This window comes from Bacillus sp. 165 (genome assembly GCF_017742235.1).
In the GTDB taxonomy this organism is placed as follows: Bacteria; Bacillota; Bacilli; order Bacillales; family Bacillaceae_G; genus JAGHKQ01.
The window spans coordinates 548410-573605 of record NZ_JAGHKQ010000001.1; the positions used below are offsets into that span (position 1 = coordinate 548410).

The window sequence follows — 25196 nt, forward strand, 5'->3', positions numbered from 1 at the left end:
TTCTATTTATCCGCAACAAAGGAATCCCGAACACGATTCCAAAACGGAAACGGACGGAATCGGACAAATCGTACTTTTTGATTTGCCACACGAAATTGAATGGATTTTACATCTTTATGCAACACTGTTAAATGGTCAATTGAAATTTGAAAATTCGTGGCTTTAACCGGTTTTAACACACAAGTATGATGCTTCGGTAAAATAAGAGGAGAGCCGACAGTACGAAAGACGCGATTATTGATGGATGCCATCTCCGTTAATTGAATAGCTTCGATAGCTGGGTGTAAAATTGCACCACCTAATGCTTTATTGTAGGCCGTACTCCCCGAAGGAGTAGCCACACAAAGCCCATCTCCCCGAAACCTCTCAAAATGCTCTCCACGAATCTCCACATCTAAAACTAAAGTACCTTCTAAACTTTTTACGGTACATTCATTTAAAGCCAAGTACAGTGATTCTTTCCCTCCGTTTAAGAAACGAATAATCACTTCTAATAGCGGATACTCCACTACTTGAAACGGCGTTTTGGCAATGGCAATTACAAGCTTTTCTACTTCATCCGGACGCCAATCCGCATAAAATCCAAGGTGCCCCGTATGTACACCTACAAAAGCCGTACTCTCTAATCGATGAGCATAACGATGGAACGCATGTAACAACGTTCCATCTCCTCCTACTGAAATAACTATTTCCGGTTCTTTCTCATCATCTTGAAAGCCAAAATCAAGGAGATATTCCCTTATCGTAGCAACAATTGCATTTGAATCTTTATCTCCCTTTGACATAATTGCAAATCTCATCGCTAACACCCTTTAAACATTTATTCTGAATCCTGTGTTTCTGTCTTACGTAAAAAGACTTTTTGGGCTTCTTGAATTTCGATACGAATAGAAGACATTTCTTCATCTAGTAAGTAAGCGGCTTCCGCAGCACGCTGCAACCTGATTTTAATATCTGCAGGAAATCGCCCTCTATATTTATAATTTAAGGAATGCTCAATTGTAGCCCAAAAATTCATGGCAAGCGTCCGAATTTGGATTTCAACGAGCACCTTCATTTCTCCTTGTATGGTTTGAACTGGATATCGAACGACCACATGATAGGAACGGTAGCCGCTGTCTTTTTTCTGCGTTACATAGTCTCTCTCTTCTACAATTTCAAAATCATTTCGCTTCCGCAAAAGCGCGACAACCATTTTAATATCTTCCACAAATTGACACATCATTCGAAGTCCAGCTATATCCTGCATTTCCTCTCTTAGCTTATCCAGCGGAACATTTCTTTTTTCGGCCTTATCGATAATACTTGGTACAGATTTTACTCGTCCTGTAACAAACTCGATAGGTGAATGTTCAGAATGCATTTCGAATTGCGAACGCATCCCCCTTAATTTCACCTTTAATTCCCCTACCGCTTGATGATAGGGTGCCAAAAATTCTTCCCAATTTCGATTCATTATACCACCATCCACAAAGAGTTATTGCCGCAGTTTACAGAAAGATTTCTTCTACCTTTCTCACTAGCTCTTCTCCATAATTTGAATTGCCTTCAATATTATGAATCAGATAGTCGAGTTCCTCTTTTAGATTTTCCAGCTCTAATTGCCACTCGTCTGCTTGCACTAATATCTTTGTATCAGCTTCTACAGCTTCTTTTACTTTGCTCCACACTATGTGCGGGATGCTTACATATACGAATTCGTCATCATTTTCTAAAATGTATAAAAAAGATAATTCATCTGAATCCACTAACACATGATTGCGTGCACGAAGCTGCTGAAGCGAAAACTCCGGTTGGTCTGCACATAAAATAAGAGCTTGATCCTGTTTGTGTACGCTCTTAACATAAATCTTTTTTTGCATTTTATAATTCCTCCACCTAAATCTCATTATATATAGTATTTACTTTGCTTTATTAATTGTAACATAAGATACCGGGTAAAATTAAATCATTGCTTCAAAATCCTGCAAAAGACATAATAGAAACAGCATATAGACAAAAGGAGTGGCATTGATGAAACAAGAAATTGAAATTGAATTAAAAAACATAGTAACCAAACAAGAATTTGAAACACTCGTAAATGCTTTTAACATCCATTCTTTTTCCACACAAGTCAATCATTATTTCGAAACACCATCTTTTTCCCTGAAAGATAAAGGTGCAGCACTTCGCATTCGATTCAAAAATGATGCCTATACCCTTACATTAAAACAGCCTGCTAAAGTCGGATTGCTCGAAACACACCAATCCTTAACAAAAGAAGACGCAACCAGGATGATACAGACAGGAAAGATTGTACCGGGCGGAATATTAAACTTATTACACTCGCTATCTGTTCTCCCAGATGAACTGCAATATCTTGGTGAACTGACAACAAACAGAGCAGAAATCATATATAAAGGCGGCATTCTTATGTTCGATCACAGCTTCTACTTCGATACTGATGATTATGAACTCGAATATGAGGTAAAAGACGAGCAAGAGGGAAGAAAGCAATTTTTGGAACTGCTGCAAAGTCATCATATTCCTGTTCGTCATACAGAGAATAAAATTAAACGGTTTTTCCTTGAAAAGCAAAAACGGTCAAAATAAGTATAAGTCGGCTCGTTTCAATACTAAATATAGAGTTCCTTCTCTGCTCAAGTCTCTTTGTTTGCGCTTCTTTTTGACCATTGCTAAAATAAATTTACACTGAAATGTAAGAAAAGGAGCCTTAATATGAACGAAGATACGTTAACACCTTATGAAGCAATCGGCAAAGAAAAAGGTTTAACAACACTGGTGGATACGTTTTACTCGTACGTCGGTAAACATCCCGACCTTGCCCCTATATTCCCTGACGATCTAACAGAAACAGCTCGTAAGCAAAAACAGTTTTTAACTCAATATCTCGGGGGACCCGATTTATACACGAGAGAGCATGGTCATCCTATGCTTAGGGCACGGCACCTTCCTTTTGAAATTACACCAAAGCGTGCTAAAGCATGGCTTGCCTGTATGCATCAAGCTATGGACGATGTTGGATTAGAAGGACCCGTTCGGGAATTTATTTTTGACCGTCTGCGGTTGACAGCCCAACATATGACGAATACACCGGACACAGAAACGGGTGGTTGAAATGAATAGCTTAAACAAAATTACTCCTCTTCGTTTTCAAAAATGTATTCGAAAACCGATAGAAGCGTATTTGTTTATTGATCCATTATGTAAAGACTGTTGGGCAATCGAGCCTATTATTCAAAAGCTAATGTTAGAATATGGAAAATATTTTACACTTCGGCATATCCTGACCGGGAAAATACAGCCGAATACGTCACACAAATGGAATAAGCCTGCTAATATTCGATTTGTGTGGGAAAAGTCTGTCCCTAAGTATAAATTTGCATGTGAAAAAACCATAAACATTAAGCATTCTCCGTCGCCATACACTGCTTCTATTGCTATTAAAGCTGCAGAGCTGCAAGGTCGAAAAGCAGGTTCGAAATTTTTGCGTAAATTTCAAGAAGCTTTGTTCTTAAAGCAGACAGAAGAGATAGAAGAAGAGCTATTGCTGAAATGTGCACAAAAAAGCGGGATTGATTTAGAAGAATTTCAAAAAGATATACATTCTGCAAGCGCAACTAAAGCGTTTCAATGTGATTTAAAATTCAGCACTGAAATGCATATTACAGAAATTCCCTCTCTTGTTTTCTTTCATGCCAACTCGGATGAAGAAGGAGTGAAAATTTCAGGTATTTACTCTTATGATGTATACGTGCAAGTGTTAAAAGATATTATAAAAAAAGAATTAAATCCAGAGCCGCTACCGAATTTCGATTCATTTCTGCGCATGTATGATTTTTTCTCTACACAGGAAATTGCAATTATTTACAGCATATCTTACGCAGAAGCGGAGCGGGAACTCAAAAAACTGATGCTTAGAGGAAGGGTAATACCGATTCCAACAGACACAGAAATATACTGGAGATATCTTCCCTAATCATCGTAAACAAATTTATTCAACGCCTTCCCAGAACTGCCCTTCTCTTATTTGTTCTGGGAAAAACTATTACTCAGAAACAAGTCATGAGAACTTATACATTCTTATCTATAAAAAAAGACCTGGCGGGAAACCAGGTCTTTTCGACGTCCTGTTCAGACATCAAAGGGGATGGGAGAAATTTTCACGTTCAAACAAAGGGGTATATGTTTGTTTGTGAATCAATTCACATCTATTATATTATATTGTTCGACACTGATTGACAATATATCCGATTGTAGTTTCACAAATTTGTCAAAAGTTGAATTGTAAACACTCTTATAGATTCACATAGTTTCATTTTAATTTTTTATATAAATATATGCACAACACCTTTGACAGAGCTTGTTTGCACCATTTCATACAATTCCTAAATTCTAAACCTGCTTTTGTATGAATAAAATAAAACCAAGCATCTTCATTTTTAGGGGGTATTATGAACGGGTATAAACTATTGATTAGCATAATCCTTATCGCCGTTTCTTTTATTCTATATATTTTGTCTCTTCTTGAAGTATTTCCGCTTCTTCTCGCTGTACCGCTTCTTTTTTTTACTACTTTTATTACTGTGATTATGTTTAACAATCATAAACGGTTTAAGGGCTTTCGCTCATAAAAAAGACATCCTCCTTAGGATGTCTTTTTTATCTATCTTACTTTTCGAATAGCAGCTCTTCTAATTCATTAAGCTTTTCTTCAAATACTTGAAGCGCTTCATTTATCGGTTCTGGAGAAGTCATGTCTACTCCAGCTTTTTTCAACACTTCAATCGGATAATCTGAGCTTCCAGACTTTAAAAACTCCAGATAACGCTCTATAGCCGGCTTGCCTTCCTCTAATATTTGTTTAGATAATGCCGCTGCTGCACTAAATCCAGTTGCGTATTGATACACATAGTAATTGTAATAGAAATGTGGAATACGAGACCACTCCAGACCAATCTCTTCGTCAATTACAAGTTCTGTTCCAAAGTATTTTTTATTCAAATCATAATACAAGGACGTTAACAAATCAGGAGTCAAAGCCTCTCCCTCTTGTACTTTTTTATGAATGAGATGTTCGAACTCTGCAAACATCGTTTGACGAAATACTGTTCCACGGAATGCCTCTAAATAATGATTGAGCAAGTACAATCGTTTTTTCTTATCATCAGTAGTTTGCAGTAAATAATCATTTAATAACGCCTCGTTGCATGTAGAAGCTACTTCCGCTACAAATATAGAATAATCTCCATATACATAAGGCTGCGTTTTACGAGTATAGTAACTGTGTACTGAATGGCCAAACTCATGAGCCAATGTAAATAAATTATTTACATTATCATGCCAGTTCATGAGAATATACGGATTAGTACCGTAAGCACCTGAAGAATATGCTCCGCTTCGCTTCCCTTTATTCTCATGTACATCTACCCAGCGATCCTCATAGGCTTCTTTTAAAATGGATACATACTCCTCTCCAAGAACAGCAAGGGACTTCAACAAAATATCCTGTGCTTCTTTATATGAAACCTCGATTTTAGCTTCTTGTACAAGTGGTGTATACAAATCATACATATGAAGTTCCTGAAGGCCCAATGCACGCTTACGAATATTAACGTATCTATGCAACAAATGAAGGTTATCATTTACAGTATTCACAAGTTGATCATACACCGCTTCAGGGATATTGTTATTACTAAGTGCAGCTTGACGAGCAGAATCATACTTACGAACACGGGCGTAGAAATTATTTTTCTTTACCGCTCCGCTTAATGTGCTTGCAAATGTATTTTTGTATTGTGCGTATGTGTCATATACTGCTTTAAACGCATCACGACGAACTCGCTGGTCTTCACTTTCTAAAAACTGAATATAACGACCATGCGTTACCTCTACTTCTTCTCCCTGTTCATCTTCAATAGACGGGAATTTTAAGTCTGCATTGTTAAGCATTCCAAATGTGTTGCTTGATGCGCTGAGTACTTCAGAAGCTTGCGCAAGAAGCGCTTCCTCCTCAGCCGATAATACGTGTGGACGCTGGCTTGTAATTTCCTTCAACGCATGCTCATACACTTTTAACTCTTCATTTTCTTGTAAAAACGCCTGCAGCTTGTCCTCTGGAATTGCTAAAATTTCCGGTACAATATATGCCATAAGACTGGATGCCTGCGTATACAAGTTAGTAGCACGATCATTGTAAGCTTGATAGAATGAATTCGTTGTATCTTGATCATAACGCATATGGGCATATGTATATAATCTACCTAAACGTAAGGATACCTCATCCTGATATTTAAGCACGGTAAGCAGGTCATTAGATGAATTATCAAGTTTGCCTTTAAATTCACTTAGCTTTGGAAGCATTTCTTTGACTTGCATAAATTCCTTGTCCCATTCCTCATCCGTTGCAAATATATCTTCTAAGCGCCATGTTGCTTCGTTATCAATTTCATTTCGTTCCGGCAGCTTCTTTACTGTTTTTTGTTCAGCCATGTATATTCCTCCTATCGTTTCATCACACTCTTTAACAATTCTATTCATCCGTAAAGATTCCTTCTTTCGCCCTGTTTATTATATCCTGATTCTCCAATCATGTTACAACAAACAGCTCTAGAGCTTTTTGTATCATCTCTTCCTCCTGTAAAACAGCCTCTTCTGCTGTTTTCAGCACTGTGCAATTGCGGATCTTTTTGTACTTTTGCACCCCTACATGTTTAATCATTCCAATAGACACTAAAAATTGTAAATACTCTTCTACAGCCTGTTTTCCACTCGTTTTCACATAGGGAAGGGTACGTTCCTTCATATGCTTTTTTAATGCATTATACACTTGCTGTAATGAAAAATACTCGCCTTTCTTAAGCGGCCCGATTACATCAAGTAAAATATAAGTTTGCCATATGATAGCCGGAGTTTGTATGGATAAAAGTGAAGGAAGAGGAATACCCGCCTCAGGAGGATAGAGCGATGGTGGAATATGATGAGTATACAGCTTTTGTAAAAACGTATAGTACCCTCGTTGAAAAATTTGTAAAGAATGAGTACGCCATCTAATCTTTTTTTGCATCCATTCTCGTTTTAGTACCTGCTGATTCATAGAGTTCGGTTGAAACAGCTGAGAAAATTGTGAAGTTTTTAATGGGTAAACAAAGCTGTGGGAAAAAGCCACTGTAGGTGAAAATGGAATGAGAGGGGTACACTTTGTAAAAGTACACAGCCGAGGACAAAAATAAAATAGAGCATTTTGATATGAGAACATAGCTTGAAATGAAGAGAGCCTAATCCAATGAGCAGAATAGCGTTTATATTGGTTCCCTCCCAATATCCAAACCACGTTAACACCTTGTTTTTGATAGGATTCTGTTCGTTTCATAAACTGCTCTTTCGTTATGAGAGAACATTGAAACTCAACAGCTGTCCTGCTTTCTTCCATAAACAAGTCTGGTCGTCGACAAATAGAAGGCAAATATTTTTCCAACTCTACTGTGTAGCCTTGTTGCTGCAGCCATAGATAAAGCATTGCTTTTCCTTGCATATGATACAGTGATTCATGAGTAAACTGGCAGGTATTCAAATGAACATGTGCAAAATGAGGCTGCTTTTTCTCTCCAATTTTAAGGCGTACACACTGCTGACAGCTCGGACATATGAATTGTTCCTGTTTGCGCAAAGCAACCAGTTCATCTCTTGCACGATGATCTAACACATTAATACATTCACCTCTTGCAGTAACCGCAACTAACAATAGCAAAACCTCCTTTCTTTATATTATTCTCCCTTCTTTTCTTCCGCTCCTGCCGGAAACACATGCAGTTCCAAGGCATTATAATAAAGGAGATAATAAACGGTATGTTGACTCCACTATTCGCATAACCAGCCTGCGATTCTTAAAAGTTTCCATATGAATCTCGCTTGCTACCTTTAAATCCTCTTCATAATCTTGTACAAGCTTCACAATGCTTGGTGTATCATATAAAAATGCGTTGACTTCAAAATTCAAGTGAAAGCTCCGCAAATCCATGTTAGCTGTTCCTATCGAAGCTAGATCCTTATCTACAATCACAATTTTACTGTGTAAAAATCCTCTTTCGTATTCATATATTTTCGCCCCTGCCTCTAATAGTTCTAGAAAATAGGATCGAGATGCATAAAATACAGTCCGTTTATCCGGTTTGCTTGGAACAAGCAGACGGACGTCAATTCCACCTAGTGCAGCGACCTTTAAGGCTGAAAGAATGTTATCATCAGGAATAAAGTACGGAGTTGCAATCCAAATCGACTTGCGTGCAGAAGAAATCATCGCAAAATATAGATTTTTAATCGTATCCCATTTATTATCTGGTCCGCCTGCAACAAGCTGTACACCACCGAATTTTTCACCTGCTACTTGCTCTGGCTCTAAATAAGAAGGATTCATAATAACTTCGCCTGTCATATAAAACCAATCTTGTAAAAAGATTAGCTGTAAGCTTTGTACAGCCTCACCGCCACGCAAATACAGATGTGTGTCACGCCAAAACCCAAAATACTCATTTTCTCCAAGATATTCATCACCAATGTTCAAGCCTCCGACAAAACCTTCATTTCCGTCAACCACAATAATTTTCCGATGATTGCGATAGTTAATTTTATCATTCAAAATTGGAATACGCACCGGGAAGAATGGGATGACCCGTACACCTGCTTCCTTCAATTCTTCCACATATCGTTTTGATAGCTTCCAGCTGCCTACAGCATCGTATAAAAAACGAACCTCCACTCCTTCAAGAGATTTACGAATAAGAATATCCTTAATTTCTGTCCCGATTTTATCATGTCTCACTATATAATATTCCATATGAATATGCCGCACTGCTTTATTTAACGTTTCTTTGATGGCGGAAAATGTTTCCTCGCCATTTGTCAAAACCTTTGTTTCGGTATGAAAAGAAATATTTAGTGCGCCAAGCTTTTGTGCCAAGCGGAAAAGAAGTTCTTGATGCTTTTTAACTGATATTTTGCTATCATTCCTCTCTTCGTCTCCTTTATGCTGCGAAAAAGCCTGTTCATCAAGCGATGCTTTCTTTTGAAACATTCGTTTTCTCTTGAAATTTTGTCCAAACAACAGATAAGCAAAAAATCCAAATACCGGAAAAATGCCTAGCACGATTAGCCAGGTCAACGTTTTGGTTGGATGACGGTTTTCCAAGAATATAACAAAACCAATTAAAAATGCTGACAACGTAAACAAAACGCTGAATATACCAAAAATAGAACTATGTTCAAGGTGAAATAACCCTGTATAAAATGTTGTATCCGTAAGGAAACGCAAGCCAAGAAAAACAGTAAAAATAATAAAAATCAAAAAAAATAATTTTAAGATATTTTTCAAAATATGGCCTCCTTTCCATTTCCCTCCACCTATATTATAAAACACAATATAAGCATAGCATATAAATTTACAGATATAATTCTTGTCCTTATTTACATTTTTTCCATTGATACTGTTAATATTTAATTTAAAGAAAAAGGAGGACGAAAATTCGTCCATCCCATTTTAAAATAAGAATATAAATCAAAAATCATGGCCTATTGTTCTCTTGCAAATAAAGTAAGGACTTATCAATTTATTAAAAATTCTTATTATTTCCGATGTTATGGATATAAAAAATCGATTTCTGCTTACAGAAATCGATTTATGGCAAGAGTGGGAAGTTTGCGCTAATGGTATGCAACGCTTGATCGGAAATAATTTCTTTTCCATATTCTTGTATACGATGAACAGTCACAGCAGACTCTTCTCCATATTCCAAAACCATACTTAAAATGCTATCTATTTCATCTTCTGCATGTAACTCTTCATCAAATTCTACATATAAATAATATCGGCCTTCAAATACATATAATTGATTGAGGGTATCTATGAGTTCCAATCGATGACTTAAAGATATTATATCTTCGAAATCTTGAAATTTTACTACAAATCCAAGTGTACCGTCGCTGCTTAAGTAATATAAGTCTTCATCTTCCAAATGTTGCTCCAATAAAGATTCAAAACGTTCATCTAGAGGAATATCAATCACCTTATCCAAGCCGATTGGAAGTTCTAATTTTTGACCGTCTTTTGATAGCTGCGCTTTCGTAACAATGACCTCAATACCTTTATCCAAAGCCTGCACTTGAATCCAAAGTGGACCATCGATAAAAAACTCATCTTGATAACGAACTTCATCCATCATTTCCCAAAAAAGCTGTTCGCTTTTCTCACGATTGTACCAAATTTCCTCCCGGTCAAATCCACGCTCTTCTATATCTACATAAGATATATAAAACTTAACTGTATTATCATTAATTCTTTCCATATCCAAAGCATTCTCTCCCTTCTTATCTAATGGATAGTACTGAAGGGACTATTACCCCCTAAAACACGATATATCATCAACTGCTACGAATGAGGGCTTTTTGTCTGTCTCTTCGATAGACAGTCGCGATTCCTCTTTGCCACAAACAAAAAGGAGAATTGTATAGTTCTACACATCATATCAAAACTACTCAAAAGAATCTAGAAAATCTTGTACTCTCATTTTATGATAAAAAAGGTCAAAATGGAAATAAAAACACGTGAATAATGAAAAACAGTTATACACCTAGTTAAGGTAAATCCCCTCTCGAAAAAGAGGCTTTCCATTATCCTTTTCTTGACAGGCTGTACATCTTCCCTTATATTGATTAAGTAATTATGAACAGGGAAAGAGATATATAGTTTGCAAACGGGGGATACGATATGGATTTAGAATTCCTTACTCAAATATTAGTTATTATTGGAATTGATATAGTTCTTGGTGGAGACAATGCTATCGTCATTGCTTTAGCAAGCCGCAATTTGGCGGAATCACAGCGTAATAAAGCTATTTTACTTGGAACTGGTTTAGCGATTGCCATTCGTATCTTATTAACAATTGTTGCCGTATACTTACTAGAAATTCCATTTTTACAACTGGTAGGCGGTCTTTTGCTTATTATGATTGCTTATAACCTCCTTTCAGATGATGGAGATGATCTCTCCAACATTAAAGCTAGTTCAACTCTAATGTCTGCAGTTCGTACTATTGTATTTGCTGATATTGTAATGGGCTTTGATAATGTGTTGGCAATTGCCGGAGCAGCTCATGGAAATATAATATTGGTTGTATTAGGGCTTTTAGTTTCTGTACCAGTCATCATTTGGGGAAGTAAATTGATTTTAACATTTATGGAGAAATTTCCGTTGCTTGTATACGTTGGTGCAGGTATTTTAGCATATACTGCCGGAAGTATGATTATCCACGAAAAACGGCTTGAGAATTTTTTCACTCAAAACAGTTTCCTTGCAACCCTTATTCCTATTATAACAGTTGTGCTCGTACTTATTGCAGGATATATTATGAATCAAATTAAATTAAAAAAAGCTCATAACTGATATTAAAAGGGATATGCTTCCAAGGCATATCCCTTTTAATATGTATAACATATTCCAAAGCTGCTGATAAACAATAAAGCTCCGGCACTCAATCATCCGGAGCTTTATTTTAGTTTACAAGACGCTGCGCTTCACGCAGTTGAAACGTTCTTACTGTACGAGGTAAGAAACGACGAATTTCATCTTCGTTATATCCTACCTGTAGTCTCTTTTCATCAATAATGATTGGACGACGCAGGATACCTGGATAATCACGAATTACCTTATATAAATCTTGTAACGGTAATGATTCTACATTTATGTCTAATTCCTGAAAGATCTTAGAACGAGTTGAAATAATTTCATCCGTTCCGCTTTCTGTCATACGTAAAATTTCTTTAATTTCCTCAATAGTTAAAGGCTCTGAAAAAATGTTTCTTTCTTGATATGGAATATGATTTTCTTCCAACCAAAGCTTTGCCTTTCTACATGACGTACAGCTCGGTGAACTGTATAAGGTTACCATCATTTACCCACTCTCCCCCAATAACTGAGTATGAACGCGTAAATACCATTTGAAGAATGATTACCATTCAACGTATATTAGCGTAGTATAAACTCTTTTTTAATAAATAATTACTTTTAATAAGTAACTTCTATAACCATTATACAATATATTTACTCAGAAATATACATTAATTTCTTTACAAAAATTTAAAAAAGTTATACAAAAATTATACAACATAAAAACACTTTAAATTCTTTGTGTTAAATTGTCGGAAAATATTTATTTTTATTTACTCTTATTTAACTTTCTTATAATTTGGCATACAATATTTAAGAAGGAATAAATTTCTATACGTACATAGTAAGGGAGATGAGCAGATGATAGATTATTTGATTGATTTAGTTATTGTAGCTGTATTAGTTATTGGCATTACAGCTACGGTAGGAGTAATTACAAATAGCATTGGTGAAAATCTGTTTGGCGGCAAAAAGAAAACAAAGTTCATAGATAAAAGCGAAAGAATGCAATCCGGGTGGAACAATGTAGGAGGAAAAGGAATTTACAAGAAAAAAACCTACTAAAATTGCAGAGTGAATGTACAACTTCAACTCCACTCTTCCTTTTTCCTTCTATCTAAACATGCACCTATTCAACAAAACACGTCAAACTAAGCTTAATTACTTATGAAATACTTTTCTGTTCTTAATTAACTAATTCAAAAGACCTTACAGAATATCCTGTAAGGTCTTTAAAATTAGTTATATATTTCCTTATATTTCTTATACTCTGCTTCTGAGCATAATACCCAGTGTCCTGGACGGATTTCACGCATAACTGGCTCTTCGCTGCCATAATTATGTTGTGAAGAGTCATATACTGTACGTCTGCGGTTACGCTCATAATCTGGATCCGGAAGCGGAATAGCAGATAATAGAGACTGTGTATACGGATGAATTGGGTATTCATACAATTCATCACTGTCCGCCAATTCTACAATTTTACCATGATACATAACACCGATACGATCACTGATATATTTTACCATGGATAAATCATGCGCAATAAATAAATATGTTAAGCCTTTTTCACGTTGCAGCTTTTTCAATAAGTTTACAACCTGAGCTTGGATGGATACATCCAATGCAGAGATTGGCTCGTCGGCAATGATAAACTCTGGCTCTACTGCCAATGCACGTGCAATACCGATACGTTGTCTTTGACCACCTGAGAATTCATGCGGATAACGGCTTGCATGCTCTTTATTTAAACCTACTGTTTCAAGAAGCTCATATACTTTTCTCATACGTTCTTCTTTACTTTTAGCAAGGCCGTGGATATCAATACCTTCTGCGATGATATCCGAAACCGTCATACGCGGGTTTAATGAAGCGTATGGATCTTGGAAAATCATTTGCATTTTACGATTGAATTTCTTTAAGTCTTTTTTCGATTTTTTACCATGAACACTTTCGCCATCAAATAAAACTTCTCCGGCTGTTGCATCATATAAACGGATAATCGTACGTCCTGTTGTAGATTTACCAGAACCTGATTCTCCTACAAGACCGAACGTTTCTCCTTTGTAAATATCAAAAGTTACGTCATCGATGGCCTTTACTACGCCGCCGCCTACATTAAAGTACTGCTTTACATTTTTAATCTCAACAAGCTTTTCCTTTTGATTAGCCACGGAATTCACCTGCTTTCATTTGACGAATACGTTTTTGTACAAGCTCAGGCGGCTCTACTTTTGGTGCATCTTCATGCAATAACCAAGTTGCCGCGTAATGAGTATCGCTCACCTTGAACATTGGTGGAGTCATCTCAAAATCGATTTTTAATGCACGAGGGTTACGTGCAGCAAATGCGTCACCCTTTGGAGGTTTAATTAAGTCAGGCGGTGAACCTGGAATTGCATATAAATCAGCTTCTTCACTGTCTAAGCTTGGCATAGAAGCAAGTAATCCCCATGTGTATGGGTGCTGCGGGTTATAGAAAATCTCATCCACTGTTCCAATTTCTACGATTTGTCCCGCATACATAACAGCTACACGATCTGCTACGTTTGCAACTACTCCTAAATCATGCGTGATAAAGATAATTCCAGCTTCTGTTTTTTGCTGAATGTCTTTCATCAGCTCCAAAATTTGAGCTTGAATTGTAACGTCCAACGCTGTTGTCGGCTCATCTGCGATTAAGAGCTTCGGATTACAAGCAAGAGCCATCGCAATAACTACACGCTGTCTCATACCGCCAGAGAACTGATGCGGATATTGTTTTAAACGAGCCTCAGGATTCGGAATTCCTACAAGCTCCAATAACTCGGTTGCTACTTTACGAGCATCAGCTTTACTCATTTTTTGGTGCTTGATTAACCCTTCCATAATTTGGTTTCCGACTGTCATTGTAGGGTTTAAAGACGTCATAGGATCTTGGAAAATCATTGCAATGTCTTTTCCGCGCACGTCTTGCATTTCTTTCTCTGATAATTTTGTAAGATCACGACCATCAAAACGGATTTCACCCTGCTTTATACGTCCTGGAGGGTTTGGAATAAGCCCCATCAGCGCTTTAGATGTAACCGATTTACCAGAACCAGATTCACCCACAATCGCTAATGTCTCACCCTTTTTCAAATTAAAGTTAACTCCGCGCACTGCATGAACTTCCCCGCCATGCGTATCGAAGGAGACATATAAATCCTTTACTTCTAATAAGTTTTCCATTCTTTTCTCTCCTTTCTATCTTACTACTTACGCATTTTTGGATCTAGTGCGTCACGTAAACCATCTGCTAATAAGTTAAAGCTTAAAATCAGTAAACTGATTACAAATGCAGGAATGAACATCATATGCGGATACGTTTGAATAGATTTATATCCATCATTAACAAGTGATCCTAGGGATGCGAACGGAGGACGAATACCTAAGCCGATAAAGCTTAAGAATGATTCCGCGAAAATCGCACCAGGAATTGTGAACATCGCCATTACAATAATTGGACCCATAACGTTTGGAAGTAAGTGTTTCAAAATTAATTTACCATTAGAAGCACCTAATGTACGAGATGCCAATACATACTCTTGGTTTTTTAATTTCAAGACTTGTCCACGTACGATACGTGACATGTTAATCCACCCAGTTGCCACCAAAGCAAGGGAAATAGATAATATTCCAGGCTCTAATAAGATTACGAGCAAAATAACAATAATCAAATATGGTATACCTACTAACACTTCCACTATACGCTGCATGATAGTATCTATACGGCCGCCGTAAAATGCTGAAACACTTCCGTACGTTACACCGATGATCATATCAACTACTGCAGCTAACAAACCGATATAAATAGATACTCGAGTACCTTCCCACGTTCTTGTCCATTGATCGCGGCCAAGGTCATCTGTACCAAACCAGAAATATTCTTTGATATTACGCTTAGCATATTGGTCTACCCCATATTGATCTTTACCGTCAAATGGTAAAAATTCAATATGCTCCAATACCGGAATTTTTGGAGGTAACTTCGCAAAATTCAAGTCCTGATCTTTGTAAGAATATTTGTTCATAGATGGACCAAATATTGCAAAAAGTGCGATCATAACAATGATAATCAACCCTAAAGTTGCCCCTTTGTTTTTGAATAAACGTCTTCTAACATCCTGCCAATACGTTAAGCTGGGACGAGCGATTAGTTCGTTGTCTATTTCAGCTAAGTTAGCAGGCTGAAACAACTCAGGTGAAATTTTTCGATTTTCTAATTTATTCATTATTTCTTCCCTCCCGCTACACGAATACGCGGATCAACTACTCCGTATAGTAAATCAACAACAAAAATTACAAGGATAAATAACGCACTGTAGAAAATAGTTGTACCCATAATAACTGTATAGTCATTGACTGTAATAGATTGTACGAACTGTTCCCCTAGACCTGGAACTGAGAAAATTCGCTCAATTACCAGTGTACCAGTCATTAAGTTAACTGCCATTGGTCCTAAAATTGTAATTACCGGAATGAGTGCGTTACGCAACGCATGTTTAACAATGATTCCAATTTGAGAAACACCTTTTGCTTTTGCAGTTAAGATATAATCAGAAGATAGTACCTCCAGCATTTCTGTACGCGTAAAACGTGCTATTGTAGCCGTTACCCCCACTGATAATGCAATTGTCGGCATGATTGTATACTCGAAGCCTTTCCAGAACGCTACAGGCAACCAGCCTAATTTTACACCTACGTAAAATTGTAAAAGTGCAGCAAATACAAATGACGGTACGGAAATACCAATTACGGAAATTCCGGTTGCTGAGTAGTCTACCCAAGAGTTATTTCTCAAGGCTGCAACAATACCAAGCAATAAACCGAGCGTAGTTCCTAAAATAAGTGCTTGAAAACCTAATTGCGCTGATGGTCCAATACGTGTGGTAATCATTTCTGTAACAGGGCGGTTATCATATTTAAAAGATATGCCTAAATCACCTTGCACTAAATTTTTCATGTAATTAAAATACTGCACTGGTACAGGGTCATTTAGTCCATATTTTTCATATATGACTGTTTTTTGCTCAGGTGTTAATTTTTCTTGGTTAGTTAATGGAGAACCCGGCATTAATTTCATTAAAAAGAATGTAAATGTTGCAATTAAAAATAACGTAATAATCATGTAGCCGAAACGCTGAAGAGTATAACGTCCCACACTAGCACCTCCCTAATAATTTAGCCTTTTCTTTTATTTAACGAAATGTTCTGCAAATTCAAGTACAAATGAACAGAACATTCCGTCAATGAGTAAAAGAAGAGTACATGCCGTACATGCATATACTCTCTTGAACTACCGTGCGTTCCCTTATTTCTTGATGTATGCCCACTTGAAGCTGTAGTCGCCACCAAAGCTGTGCTCTAAAATACCTTTTACATAATCTTTTTGTACATATGCAATACCGCGTTGGTATAGAGGTGCGATAGCAGCATCATCAAATAAGATTTTTTCAGCTTCTAGCATATTATCCCAACGAGCTTGTAAATCAGACATATCTGTTTTTGCTTTTTCAATCAACTCATCATATTTAGCATTAGAATATGCCATTTGGTTATGAGAACCGTCAGTTACAAACATATCTAAGAATGTCATTGGATCTGGATAATCTGGACCCCAACCAGCAAAGGACATACCATAGTCGCCTTTAGACTCTAAATCTAGTTTTTGAGCAAATGGTTGTTGCTTGATTGTTACAGTTAAACCAGGAAGGTTTTTCTCCATTTGTTCTTTTAAATATTCGCCAATTTTTTTAGCGCTTTCACTATCATAGTTTAGCAATTCTAGTTGAATTGTGTCAACACCTAGTTCTTTTTTACCAGCTTCCCATAATTTCTGAGCTTCTTTGACATCAGTTTTCGCTAATTTTCCGTTTTCTTCACGGAAATCCTTTTTATCAGGACCTTGTACAAATTTTTGAGGAACTAAACCGTATGCTCCCACAGAACCGTTATTTAAAATTACGTTCGCCATGCCTTCTTTATCATAAGACATAGAAATTGCTTTACGGATGTTCACGTTAGCCAAGTTCTTGTCTTTTTGATTTAAGCGAATAAAGAACAAAGTTGGTTCTTCCATAGTTTTGAAGTCAGGAGAAGACTTATATTTGTCTACAAACTCTGCACTCAAACCAGCACGGTCTACTTCACCTGTGTCATATAAGTTAACAGCTGTTGCTACGTCTTTTACAATGCTGTAGTTAATTTCTTCAAGCTTTACAGTTTTATTATCCCAGTAACTTTCATTTTTCTTTAACTGGAAGCTTTGCTCATGCTTCCATTCGCTTAATACGAACGGGCCGTTATAGATTGTTGTATTTGCTTCTAGACCAAACTTATCGCCTTGTTCTGTTACGAATTTTTCATTTAACGGGTAGAACGTAGGGAATGAAGTTAAGCTTAAGAAGTATGGAACCGGAGTTTCAAGTTCTACTTCCAATGTATAGTCGTCGATTGCTTTGATTCCAAGCTGATCTACTGGTACTTCTTTATTGTTAATTTTTTGAGCGTTTTTCACATCAAACATGATGTATGCATATTCTGCTGCTGTTGCAGGATCTACTGCACGCTTCCAAGAATATACAAAGTCTTTTGCCGTTACAGGGTCACCATTAGACCACTTAGCGTCTTTGCGAAGCTTGAATGTATACTTTTTGCCATCTTCACTTGCTTCATAAGATTCAGCTACAGCTGGAACAGGCTTGTCCCCTTTACCAAGAGTGTATAATCCTTCCATTACGTTGTTCATTACGTTAAATGATACAGCGTCTGTTGCTAAAGTAGAATCCATAGATGGAATCTCAGAGGACTCTAATAAATTTAATACTTGTTTCACATTTCCTTTTGATGCTTCTTTGTCTTTTGTTGCAGTAGTTTCTTTGTCTCCACCACAAGCTGCTAAAAATGAACTGGTTGCTAATGTCAAAGCCATAAGGCCCGTTAGCTTTTTCTTCATGTTTTGCGACCTCCCTGTATATCTATATTTGGCAACAAATTTTAAGAAGTGCTTCTTAAATATTCTGACAATTGGCGATATATATCGTTTTTTGTCGTTTTGTTGCTACACTTTCATTATACATATATTCCGACAATTGTGAATATACTTTTTGTATTTTTTTATTAAAATTTTTAAAGAATAATTTATTTTGTGTATTTTTCGTGAATAAATATTGTTATATCAAAGTATATTTCTTCTTAATTTATATTTAAATATTATTTACTTTCAGCATCTTGCAGTCTATTGTCACATTATTAAGTTATTGTATAATATCTATATCTTAACTTGGCGGAGGTTGAAGGTTTTTGCAAAATAAAAAAAAGCTAACACTAGTCATTTCAGGAAGTTCAGCACTCATTTCAGGAATAATAGCTGTATTTAATGGTGCCGATAATTTTTTATTACATTTCGTAAACTCACTATTTTACTTCGCATTATTATTTATTCTGGTCGGCGGCTTTATGTTTGTGCTAGGGCAAGGCTTTTTTAACATAACCCGCTATGCTTTTCGAAGATTATTTAAATCAGCTAATAAAAAAGCAGAAGACTTGATTGAAGAAGAAAAATCTGAAGCAGATCAACGTGACATTATATATCGAACATACTCATTTAACTTAACATATCCTATCTTGATAAGCGGTTTGATTTTAGCTTTCATTTCAACTATTCTCAGTTTTCTTATAAGCTGACTTGCATCTTTTTGACGATTTGTTATAATGTTATCTAAACTAAAATGATATTTATGCGATGATAAAGAAGAGTACGTATTGATGCGCTCTCAGAGAGCTTGTGGTTGGTGCAAACAAGCAGCTGCATAATACGGAATGGACTTTTGAGCACCAAACTGAACTAATAGTAGGCTTTGGCGTTTCGTCCGGCGTTACGGACTTAAGTGATTTCGCTCTGTGCGAAATAATTAGGGTGGCAACGCGGTCCATTCGTCCCTTGTTTTACGGGGATGAATGGACTTTTTTTATACCATTGAGAAAGCAGGAGCCTCATCTACTTCCTCTGCGTACAGAATTAGACAGACCATATCTGCTTTCTTATTTTATTTTTATTGGAGGGAATGAATATGTCAGTTATTTTTTCCGGTATTCAACCGAGCGGTATTATTACAATTGGAAATTATATTGGAGCAATGAAACAATTTGTAGAACTTCAAAATGAGCACGAATGCTACTTTTGCGTAGTGAATCAACACGCAATTACTGTACCTCAAGATCCAATACAACTAAGAAAGAACATCCGCAGCCTAGCAGCCTTATATTTGGCGTGTGGTATTGACCCCGAAAAGGCAACTCTCTTTGTTCAATCAGAAGTACCTGCACATGGACAGCTTGGATGGATTCTACAATGCATTGCCTACGTTGGCGAATTAGAACGAATGACTCAATATAAGGATAAATCAAAAGGAAAAGAGTCTGTTGCAGCAGGACTATTAACCTATCCCCCTCTTATGGCTGCAGATATTCTTCTATATAGCACTGATATTGTTCCTGTAGGGGATGATCAAAAACAGCATATTGAGTTAACACGCGACTTAGCAGAGCGCTTCAACAAACGCTACCGCGAATTGTTTACAATCCCAGACATTTATATGCCGAAAGTTGGGGCAAGAATTATGTCTTTAACAGAGCCAACAAAAAAAATGAGTAAATCTGACCCTAATCCAAAGTCCGTAATCAGTATTTTGGACGATCCGAAAACCATTGAAAAGAAAATCAAAAGTGCTGTAACAGACTCAGAAGGAATTGTAAAATATGATAAAGAAAATAAACCTGGTGTCTCAAATTTATTGACAATTTACTCATCGTTCTCTGGCCGCTCTATTACAGAATTAGAAGCCCAATATGAAGGAAAAGGATACGGAGAGTTTAAAGCAGATGTTGCTCAAGTAGTGGTAGAAGCCCTAAAGCCAATCCAAGAAAAATACAGTGAATTACTGACTTCTCCTGAGCTAGACGACATTTTAGATCAGGGTGCAGCAAAAGCAAACTATGTTGCCATGAAGATGCTTCGCAAAGTAGAAAATGCAATGGGATTAAGCCGTAAAAGAAGATAAGGGAATACTAAAAGTTTTCGTTATAAATCCTGCTTGAAGATAGTTTGTGATTAGCAAACTATCTTCAAGCAGAATTCCTACAAATCATCACAAATTATTATATTTCAAAATTAATATAACTTCCAAACACATGCGTCGCAGGTACAATTAAAAAAACGAGCACAAGTCAATGTGCTCGTTTTTTAGTGTTGTGTAATAAAAGACTAGTCTTCCTCCTGCTTTGTCCGAAGACATATCCATATTCTTTAATTTACTTTAGGTTCTTTTTCTAATTCCCATAGCTTTTCAAAGAAGGGCTGTCCCTTTACAAGACGTTCACACAACTGTTCATGCTTGTCACTCCAGCCGTATTTTGCTTCTTCAAATAAACGATTCCATACTTCTTCGAATTCTAAATCTTGAACATTTTGATATGATGCTGGATCCCACTCTGTGTACCAATATCGGATTTCCGCTGCGTTCTTAGTCGTATGTAATTGGTCTAATGCCATAAAGAGAAGCTGCTTAAGCTGTCTTTCTTTTCGTGTCAGGCCGCTCATCATGTATGGAGATGGGGATAAAATATGGTGCTCTTTTTTGACATCTTGCGGATAAGAAAAATCGTACCTGTGCACTTCTGCATTTTCAATCATTTCATACACCATTTGTTCCTGTCTAGGAATGAGTCGGCTTTTGCGTATCGGTATATTATAGCCTATTGAATCCACGGCCAGAATACCCTTTCCATCCGATACAACAAAACAGTAATCAAGCTGCAGCCGCTCATGATTTTTGCGCACATATGCCTTTTGATACACTTCTTCTAGCAATTTCGCAGGCAATTCCATGAGTTCATTCTCGATGTAATGAAATAAAGCAGATTCTACTTTTACAAGAGGTACTTGATCCAATAGTTCCACACTGTCGTCCTTGCGCCATTCGTAAAAATGACAAACATTATATCCATTTTCCTCACCTTCAAACCAGTTTACCCATACATCATGCAGATACAACATAACTACCCCTCACTTCACAACTGTTTGTAAATATCAGTATGGTCAGCGCTTCAAAAAATTATTCCAATACAGGTAATATATTCATATTGCTGCATCTATATTTTGTGAATTTTCTATATATTTTACAGATTTTTGATTAAATATTACGTAAATTATAACGAGATATAAAACAAGCTGTTCTCCTACAGTACAATCATATGCTATACTTCTTTCTCCTATACTACTCATATTATAAGGTCTTATTACTATGTATAACTATGAGACCAAGTTGCTCATCATAGTTAACTAACCTACTGCTCAAAAGAGGATGCAAGAGTTAAAATGTCTTCAGCTGACATAGTCAGCAACTCTCTGCTGTTCAAACCAGAATTTGCAATACAATCCTGCACGACATGGTACCCTACACAATAACCGAGCATACTAGGATATAGATTTCCCCCATTCAACAACTTTTCATGTTGTTTCGTACCCCTCTTTACATTGACATTATCACGAAGATGCCTGCGCCATAACCATAAAGCTTCCTGCTTCGTATAATAGGAAACCCAAACAGCATGCAAGGCTTCCGAATACCACTCTGCAACCGCTACCTCTGCCAGCCCTTCCATAATGATAGTGTCTAACAGCGTACACTCTTCCTCTTTTTTTTGCAATGCATGCAAACGGGTCACGTGATGATATTCATGAGTTAAAACTGCTTTTATTTCTTCGATCTTGTTATGGCTTGAAACAAATAGAAAAATACAATTAGGAAAGGCCAAGCCGCTCTTCCCACCGTATTCTCTCTGTATTGTGCGATTATAACGATCTGAGGGGAAAATGAAGATGGGAACATCAGGTCCACGAAGCCATTTACGAATATGCTTTAACTCTGTTTGTATCTCATTCCATATATTATTCTCTTGCAGATGCTCAACTTCCTCTTTCCCTCCGGAAACTGGCCGATACATGCCGGATTTGTGTAAATATTCATACAGTTCCTCTGTTTCAAATGGCAGAAGTGTTTTTAAACGCTTGCATATTATCAAAGGTGTTTCATACTGTTCAAGCAGCCATTTATCCGTTCGAACGACCCCCACACGTCTCCCCTCCTTACACCTTTTAAATATTAATATGTGAAATCAGGAAAGAAGGTCCTCCTTTCGTGCACTTTTAAACACATCTTCTACTTTTATAAAAAGCAGCTTCTTAATCACTAATAAAATACTTCTGTGTGTCTCTTTCCTATTTGTTTTCATAAAAAAAACGTGCAGGCTTTTGCCCTGCACGTTTTTTTTACGCTTCGTATTTTTTGAACACTAATGCTGCGTTATGACCGCCAAAACCTAATGAATTGCTTAGTACTGCACGGACATTTTGCTGCCTTGCAGCGTTCGGAACATAATCTAAATCACACTCAGGATCTGGTGTTTCATAGTTGATTGTTGGGGGAATAATTCCGTCTGTTATAGCTTTAACAGAGAAAATAGCCTCTACTGCTCCTGCTGCGCCTAACAAATGGCCTGTCATAGATTTTGTAGAGCTGATTGCTATCTTGTATGCATGCTCCCCGAATACTTCTTTAATCGCCATTGTTTCATACTTTTCATTAGCCTCAGTACTCGTCCCATGAGCATTGATATAATCTACTTCATCCGGCTGCAATCCTGCATCTTCTAAAGCCTGACGCATTGCACGAACACCGCCTTCGCCTCCTGGAGCTGGAAGCGTGATATGGAATGCATCTCCTGTAGCCCCATATCCCACAATTTCTGCATAAATCTTTGCCCCACGTGCCAAAGCATGCTCTAATTCTTCTAATATTAAAATACCTGCACCTTCTCCCATAACAAAACCACTTCGGTTTTTGTCGAATGGACGGCATGCTGTCGCTGGATCTTCATTAAAAGAAAGAGCTTTTGCAGAACTGAAGCCTGCAAACGCCATTTGTGATAATGGTGCTTCTGCTCCTCCCGTAACCATAGCATCTGCATCTCCACGTTGAATAACCTTGAATGCATCTCCAATGGAGTTGGCTCCAGATGCACATGCAGTTACTGTGCAAGAGTTGATTCCTTTTGCTCCCAATGCGATGGAAACTTGTCCAGCAGCCATATCAGGAATCATCATCGGAACAAAGAAAGGACTTACACGGCGAGGTCCTTTTTCTTTAAAAACTGTAAATTGCTCCTCGAACGTTTCCATACCGCCAATCCCTGATCCTACCCAAACTCCAATACGGGCAGCATTTTCATCATTAATTGTCAAGTTTGCATCGTTTACCGCCATTTTTGCTGCTGCTACAGCATATTGCGTAAAACGATCCATTTTTCTCGCTTCTTTTTTATCAACATATTGTCCAATGTCAAAATCTTTCAGCTCTGCTGCAACCTTTGCTGGAAAATCATCCGGATTTAAACGTGTTAAACGACCGATTCCTGAGATACCGTTAATCACGCTATTCCAAGCTGTCTCTACATCATTTCCTACTGGAGTTACTGCACCTAAACCTGTCACGACTACTCGCCTTTTGTTCATACTTAAGACACTCCTTTATAAATAAAAATAATTATTTTCCCCAACGAAGAGCAACTGCCCCCCAAGTTAAACCTCCGCCAAATCCTACCATAATAACAACATCCCCATCATTAATACGGCCATTTTTTCTTTCCTCTACTAGAGCAATCGGAATAGAGGAAGCGGAAGTATTTCCAAATTTCTTAATCGTTGTGCTCATCTTATCTTCTGGAAGCTCCAAACGTTGTCGTGAGGATTCCATAATGCGGATATTCGCCTGATGCGGTACTAGGAAGTCTACCTCTTCCTTCGTTAAACCTGCTTTTTCCAACACTCGCATACAAGAATCTCCCATTTGACGCACGGCAAATTTGAATACTTCTCTTCCATTCATAATAACATATTCATCTTTGTATAAGTGCATACCCCCAGTACCGTCTGCCCCTAGTTCAAAGGATAAAATCCCTTTATCCTCAGACACAGGACCCATTACTGCTGCTCCCGCTCCATCGCCGAATAGAACTGCCGTATTACGATCAGACCAGTCAGTAATTTTTGAAAGCTTGTCACTGGCTACTACTAATACATATTTATAGGCTTCTGTTTGAATAAACTGGCTGCCTGTAATAATTCCATACATAAACCCTGCACAAGCCGCACTGATATCCATTGCCGCTGCATTCTTAGCACCGATTTTCTCTTGAAGCATACAAGAAACCGTTGGGAATGCACGATCTGGAGTAACTGTAGCAACTAAAATCAAATCGATTTGTTCTGGATGGATTCCAGCATCTTCAATGGCACGCTTTGCTGCTTCTATTGCCATATGAGATGTATCTATATCGTCACTGGCAATGCGGCGTTCCTCGATTCCCGTTCTTGTGCGAATCCACTCATCGTTTGTATCGACAATCTTTTCTAAGTCTTTATTTGTAACGACTTTCTCTGGCACATAGCTTCCGATTCCCAAAATGCCTGCCTTCACAGTTCATCCCTCCATTTTATATCAAATATTATGACTTGGTACTAATTTTAATCTATAAAGTTTTGTTTGTCCATATACCAATTTTCGAATCATTTTTTAAAGCTATGAGGGATTTCTAATGTGACTTTTACTAAATAACGCTATACAGATTGATTTGATTTTCTTATACATCAAAAAATAAGGAGACCGTACATGCG

At 37.2% G+C, this 25196-nt stretch carries 25 protein-coding genes and 1 other annotated feature; of the genes, 8 read left to right on the forward strand and 17 right to left on the reverse strand.

Translation table 11 applies throughout. The features are described from left to right. Window positions 1-2: 2 nt before the first annotated feature. The 3 genes from J7Q84_RS02845 to J7Q84_RS02855 are packed head-to-tail and all read right to left on the reverse strand — an operon-like array spanning window position 3 to window position 1862. Entirely contained in the window at window positions 3-800 is a 798-nt protein-coding gene (locus J7Q84_RS02845; protein WP_209092870.1) for an NAD kinase, read from the reverse strand. 20 nt (window positions 801-820) lie between these two features. Next, complete coding sequence (gene yjbM, locus J7Q84_RS02850; RefSeq protein ID WP_209092871.1) at window positions 821-1456, reverse strand: GTP diphosphokinase; 636 nt, start codon at window positions 1454-1456, stop codon at window positions 821-823. Window positions 1457-1490: 34 nt separating this feature from the next. Further along, window positions 1491-1862, reverse strand: coding sequence for a UPF0738 family protein (locus tag J7Q84_RS02855; protein ID WP_209092872.1), 372 nt, complete (start codon window positions 1860-1862; stop codon window positions 1491-1493). 151 nt (window positions 1863-2013) lie between these two features. Between J7Q84_RS02855 and J7Q84_RS02860 the strand changes: the two genes are divergently transcribed. The 4 genes from J7Q84_RS02860 to J7Q84_RS02875 all read left to right on the forward strand — a co-directional run bounded on the left by J7Q84_RS02860 (window position 2014) and on the right by J7Q84_RS02875 (window position 4634). Further along, on the forward strand, window positions 2014-2592 hold the full coding sequence (locus J7Q84_RS02860) for a CYTH domain-containing protein (RefSeq protein WP_209092873.1): 579 nt from the start codon (window positions 2014-2016) through the stop codon (window positions 2590-2592). Between the two features lie 126 nt (window positions 2593-2718). Beyond that, window positions 2719-3117: a globin domain-containing protein gene (locus J7Q84_RS02865; RefSeq protein WP_209092874.1), complete on the forward strand. Its 399-nt coding sequence runs from the start codon at window positions 2719-2721 to the stop codon at window positions 3115-3117. A 1-nt stretch (window position 3118) separates the two neighbouring features. Then, the gene (locus tag J7Q84_RS02870; protein WP_209092875.1) at window positions 3119-3979 is read left to right on the forward strand and encodes a ClpXP adapter SpxH family protein; all 861 of its coding nucleotides are present in this window, start codon (window positions 3119-3121) and stop codon (window positions 3977-3979) included. A gap of 475 nt (window positions 3980-4454) precedes the next feature. Further along, entirely contained in the window at window positions 4455-4634 is a 180-nt protein-coding gene (locus tag J7Q84_RS02875; protein WP_209092876.1) for a hypothetical protein, read from the forward strand. A 37-nt stretch (window positions 4635-4671) separates the two neighbouring features. On the opposite strand, the gene pepF is transcribed toward J7Q84_RS02875, so the two are convergent. The 4 genes from pepF to mecA all read right to left on the reverse strand — a co-directional run bounded on the left by pepF (window position 4672) and on the right by mecA (window position 10346). Then, window positions 4672-6492, reverse strand: coding sequence for an oligoendopeptidase F (pepF, locus tag J7Q84_RS02880; RefSeq protein ID WP_209092877.1), 1821 nt, complete (start codon window positions 6490-6492; stop codon window positions 4672-4674). 97 nt (window positions 6493-6589) lie between these two features. After that, the gene (locus J7Q84_RS02885) at window positions 6590-7744 is read right to left on the reverse strand and encodes a competence protein CoiA (protein ID WP_209092878.1); all 1155 of its coding nucleotides are present in this window, start codon (window positions 7742-7744) and stop codon (window positions 6590-6592) included. Window positions 7745-7822: 78 nt separating this feature from the next. Next, window positions 7823-9310 carry a cardiolipin synthase gene (cls, locus tag J7Q84_RS02890; RefSeq protein ID WP_481747526.1) on the reverse strand — a complete coding sequence of 496 codons (1488 nt, stop codon included), beginning with the start codon at window positions 9308-9310 and terminating at the stop codon, window positions 7823-7825. A 364-nt stretch (window positions 9311-9674) separates the two neighbouring features. After that, a complete protein-coding gene (gene mecA, locus J7Q84_RS02895) occupies window positions 9675-10346 on the reverse strand; it encodes an adaptor protein MecA (RefSeq protein WP_209092880.1) in 672 nt (223 codons plus the stop codon). A gap of 416 nt (window positions 10347-10762) precedes the next feature. Here mecA and J7Q84_RS02900 point away from each other — a divergent pair, with 416 nt between their 5' ends. After that, window positions 10763-11437, forward strand: a complete 675-nt coding sequence (locus tag J7Q84_RS02900; protein WP_209092881.1) for a TerC family protein — start codon at window positions 10763-10765, stop codon at window positions 11435-11437. A 109-nt stretch (window positions 11438-11546) separates the two neighbouring features. Here J7Q84_RS02900 and spxA read toward each other — a convergent pair whose 3' ends face one another. Continuing rightward, window positions 11547-11942 carry a transcriptional regulator SpxA gene (gene spxA, locus J7Q84_RS02905; protein WP_209093103.1) on the reverse strand — a complete coding sequence of 132 codons (396 nt, stop codon included), beginning with the start codon at window positions 11940-11942 and terminating at the stop codon, window positions 11547-11549. Between the two features lie 359 nt (window positions 11943-12301). Here spxA and J7Q84_RS02910 point away from each other — a divergent pair, with 359 nt between their 5' ends. Then, the gene (locus J7Q84_RS02910) at window positions 12302-12505 is read left to right on the forward strand and encodes a hypothetical protein (protein ID WP_209092882.1); all 204 of its coding nucleotides are present in this window, start codon (window positions 12302-12304) and stop codon (window positions 12503-12505) included. Window positions 12506-12678: 173 nt separating this feature from the next. Here the strand turns inward: J7Q84_RS02910 and J7Q84_RS18665 are convergent, their stop codons facing one another. The 5 genes from J7Q84_RS18665 to J7Q84_RS02935 all read right to left on the reverse strand — a co-directional run bounded on the left by J7Q84_RS18665 (window position 12679) and on the right by J7Q84_RS02935 (window position 18416). Continuing rightward, the gene (locus J7Q84_RS18665; protein ID WP_209092883.1) at window positions 12679-13614 is read right to left on the reverse strand and encodes an ABC transporter ATP-binding protein; all 936 of its coding nucleotides are present in this window, start codon (window positions 13612-13614) and stop codon (window positions 12679-12681) included. After that, a complete protein-coding gene (locus tag J7Q84_RS02920) occupies window positions 13607-14650 on the reverse strand; it encodes an ABC transporter ATP-binding protein (protein ID WP_209092884.1) in 1044 nt (347 codons plus the stop codon). Before J7Q84_RS02920 ends, J7Q84_RS18665 begins: the two co-directional genes overlap by 8 nt. Window positions 14651-14673: 23 nt before the next feature. Then, entirely contained in the window at window positions 14674-15693 is a 1020-nt protein-coding gene (gene opp3C / locus J7Q84_RS02925) for an oligopeptide ABC transporter permease (RefSeq protein WP_209092885.1), read from the reverse strand. Continuing rightward, on the reverse strand, window positions 15693-16622 hold the full coding sequence (gene opp3b, locus J7Q84_RS02930; protein WP_209092886.1) for an oligopeptide ABC transporter permease: 930 nt from the start codon (window positions 16620-16622) through the stop codon (window positions 15693-15695). The genes opp3C and opp3b overlap by 1 nt, the downstream gene beginning before the upstream one ends. Window positions 16623-16772: 150 nt before the next feature. Further along, entirely contained in the window at window positions 16773-18416 is a 1644-nt protein-coding gene (locus J7Q84_RS02935; protein WP_209092887.1) for a peptide ABC transporter substrate-binding protein, read from the reverse strand. 347 nt (window positions 18417-18763) lie between these two features. Between J7Q84_RS02935 and J7Q84_RS02940 the strand changes: the two genes are divergently transcribed. Together J7Q84_RS02940 and trpS are read left to right on the forward strand one after the other, a co-directional pair. Continuing rightward, the gene (locus J7Q84_RS02940) at window positions 18764-19147 is read left to right on the forward strand and encodes a DUF3899 domain-containing protein (protein WP_247739032.1); all 384 of its coding nucleotides are present in this window, start codon (window positions 18764-18766) and stop codon (window positions 19145-19147) included. 49 nt (window positions 19148-19196) lie between these two features. Continuing rightward, window positions 19197-19407 (forward strand) — a binding site (T-box leader). A gap of 126 nt (window positions 19408-19533) precedes the next feature. Then, entirely contained in the window at window positions 19534-20523 is a 990-nt protein-coding gene (gene trpS / locus J7Q84_RS02945; protein ID WP_209092888.1) for a tryptophan--tRNA ligase, read from the forward strand. A gap of 245 nt (window positions 20524-20768) precedes the next feature. Here trpS and J7Q84_RS02950 read toward each other — a convergent pair whose 3' ends face one another. The 4 genes from J7Q84_RS02950 to J7Q84_RS02965 form a co-directional block, all read right to left on the reverse strand. Then, a complete protein-coding gene (locus J7Q84_RS02950; protein ID WP_209092889.1) occupies window positions 20769-21518 on the reverse strand; it encodes a YjbA family protein in 750 nt (249 codons plus the stop codon). A gap of 290 nt (window positions 21519-21808) precedes the next feature. Further along, the gene (locus tag J7Q84_RS02955; RefSeq protein WP_209092890.1) at window positions 21809-22597 is read right to left on the reverse strand and encodes a DUF2268 domain-containing putative Zn-dependent protease; all 789 of its coding nucleotides are present in this window, start codon (window positions 22595-22597) and stop codon (window positions 21809-21811) included. Between the two features lie 196 nt (window positions 22598-22793). Continuing rightward, the gene (fabF, locus tag J7Q84_RS02960; RefSeq protein WP_209092891.1) at window positions 22794-24035 is read right to left on the reverse strand and encodes a beta-ketoacyl-ACP synthase II; all 1242 of its coding nucleotides are present in this window, start codon (window positions 24033-24035) and stop codon (window positions 22794-22796) included. A gap of 31 nt (window positions 24036-24066) precedes the next feature. Next, window positions 24067-24999: a beta-ketoacyl-ACP synthase III gene (locus J7Q84_RS02965; protein ID WP_209092892.1), complete on the reverse strand. Its 933-nt coding sequence runs from the start codon at window positions 24997-24999 to the stop codon at window positions 24067-24069. Between the last annotated feature and the right edge of the window lie 197 nt (window positions 25000-25196).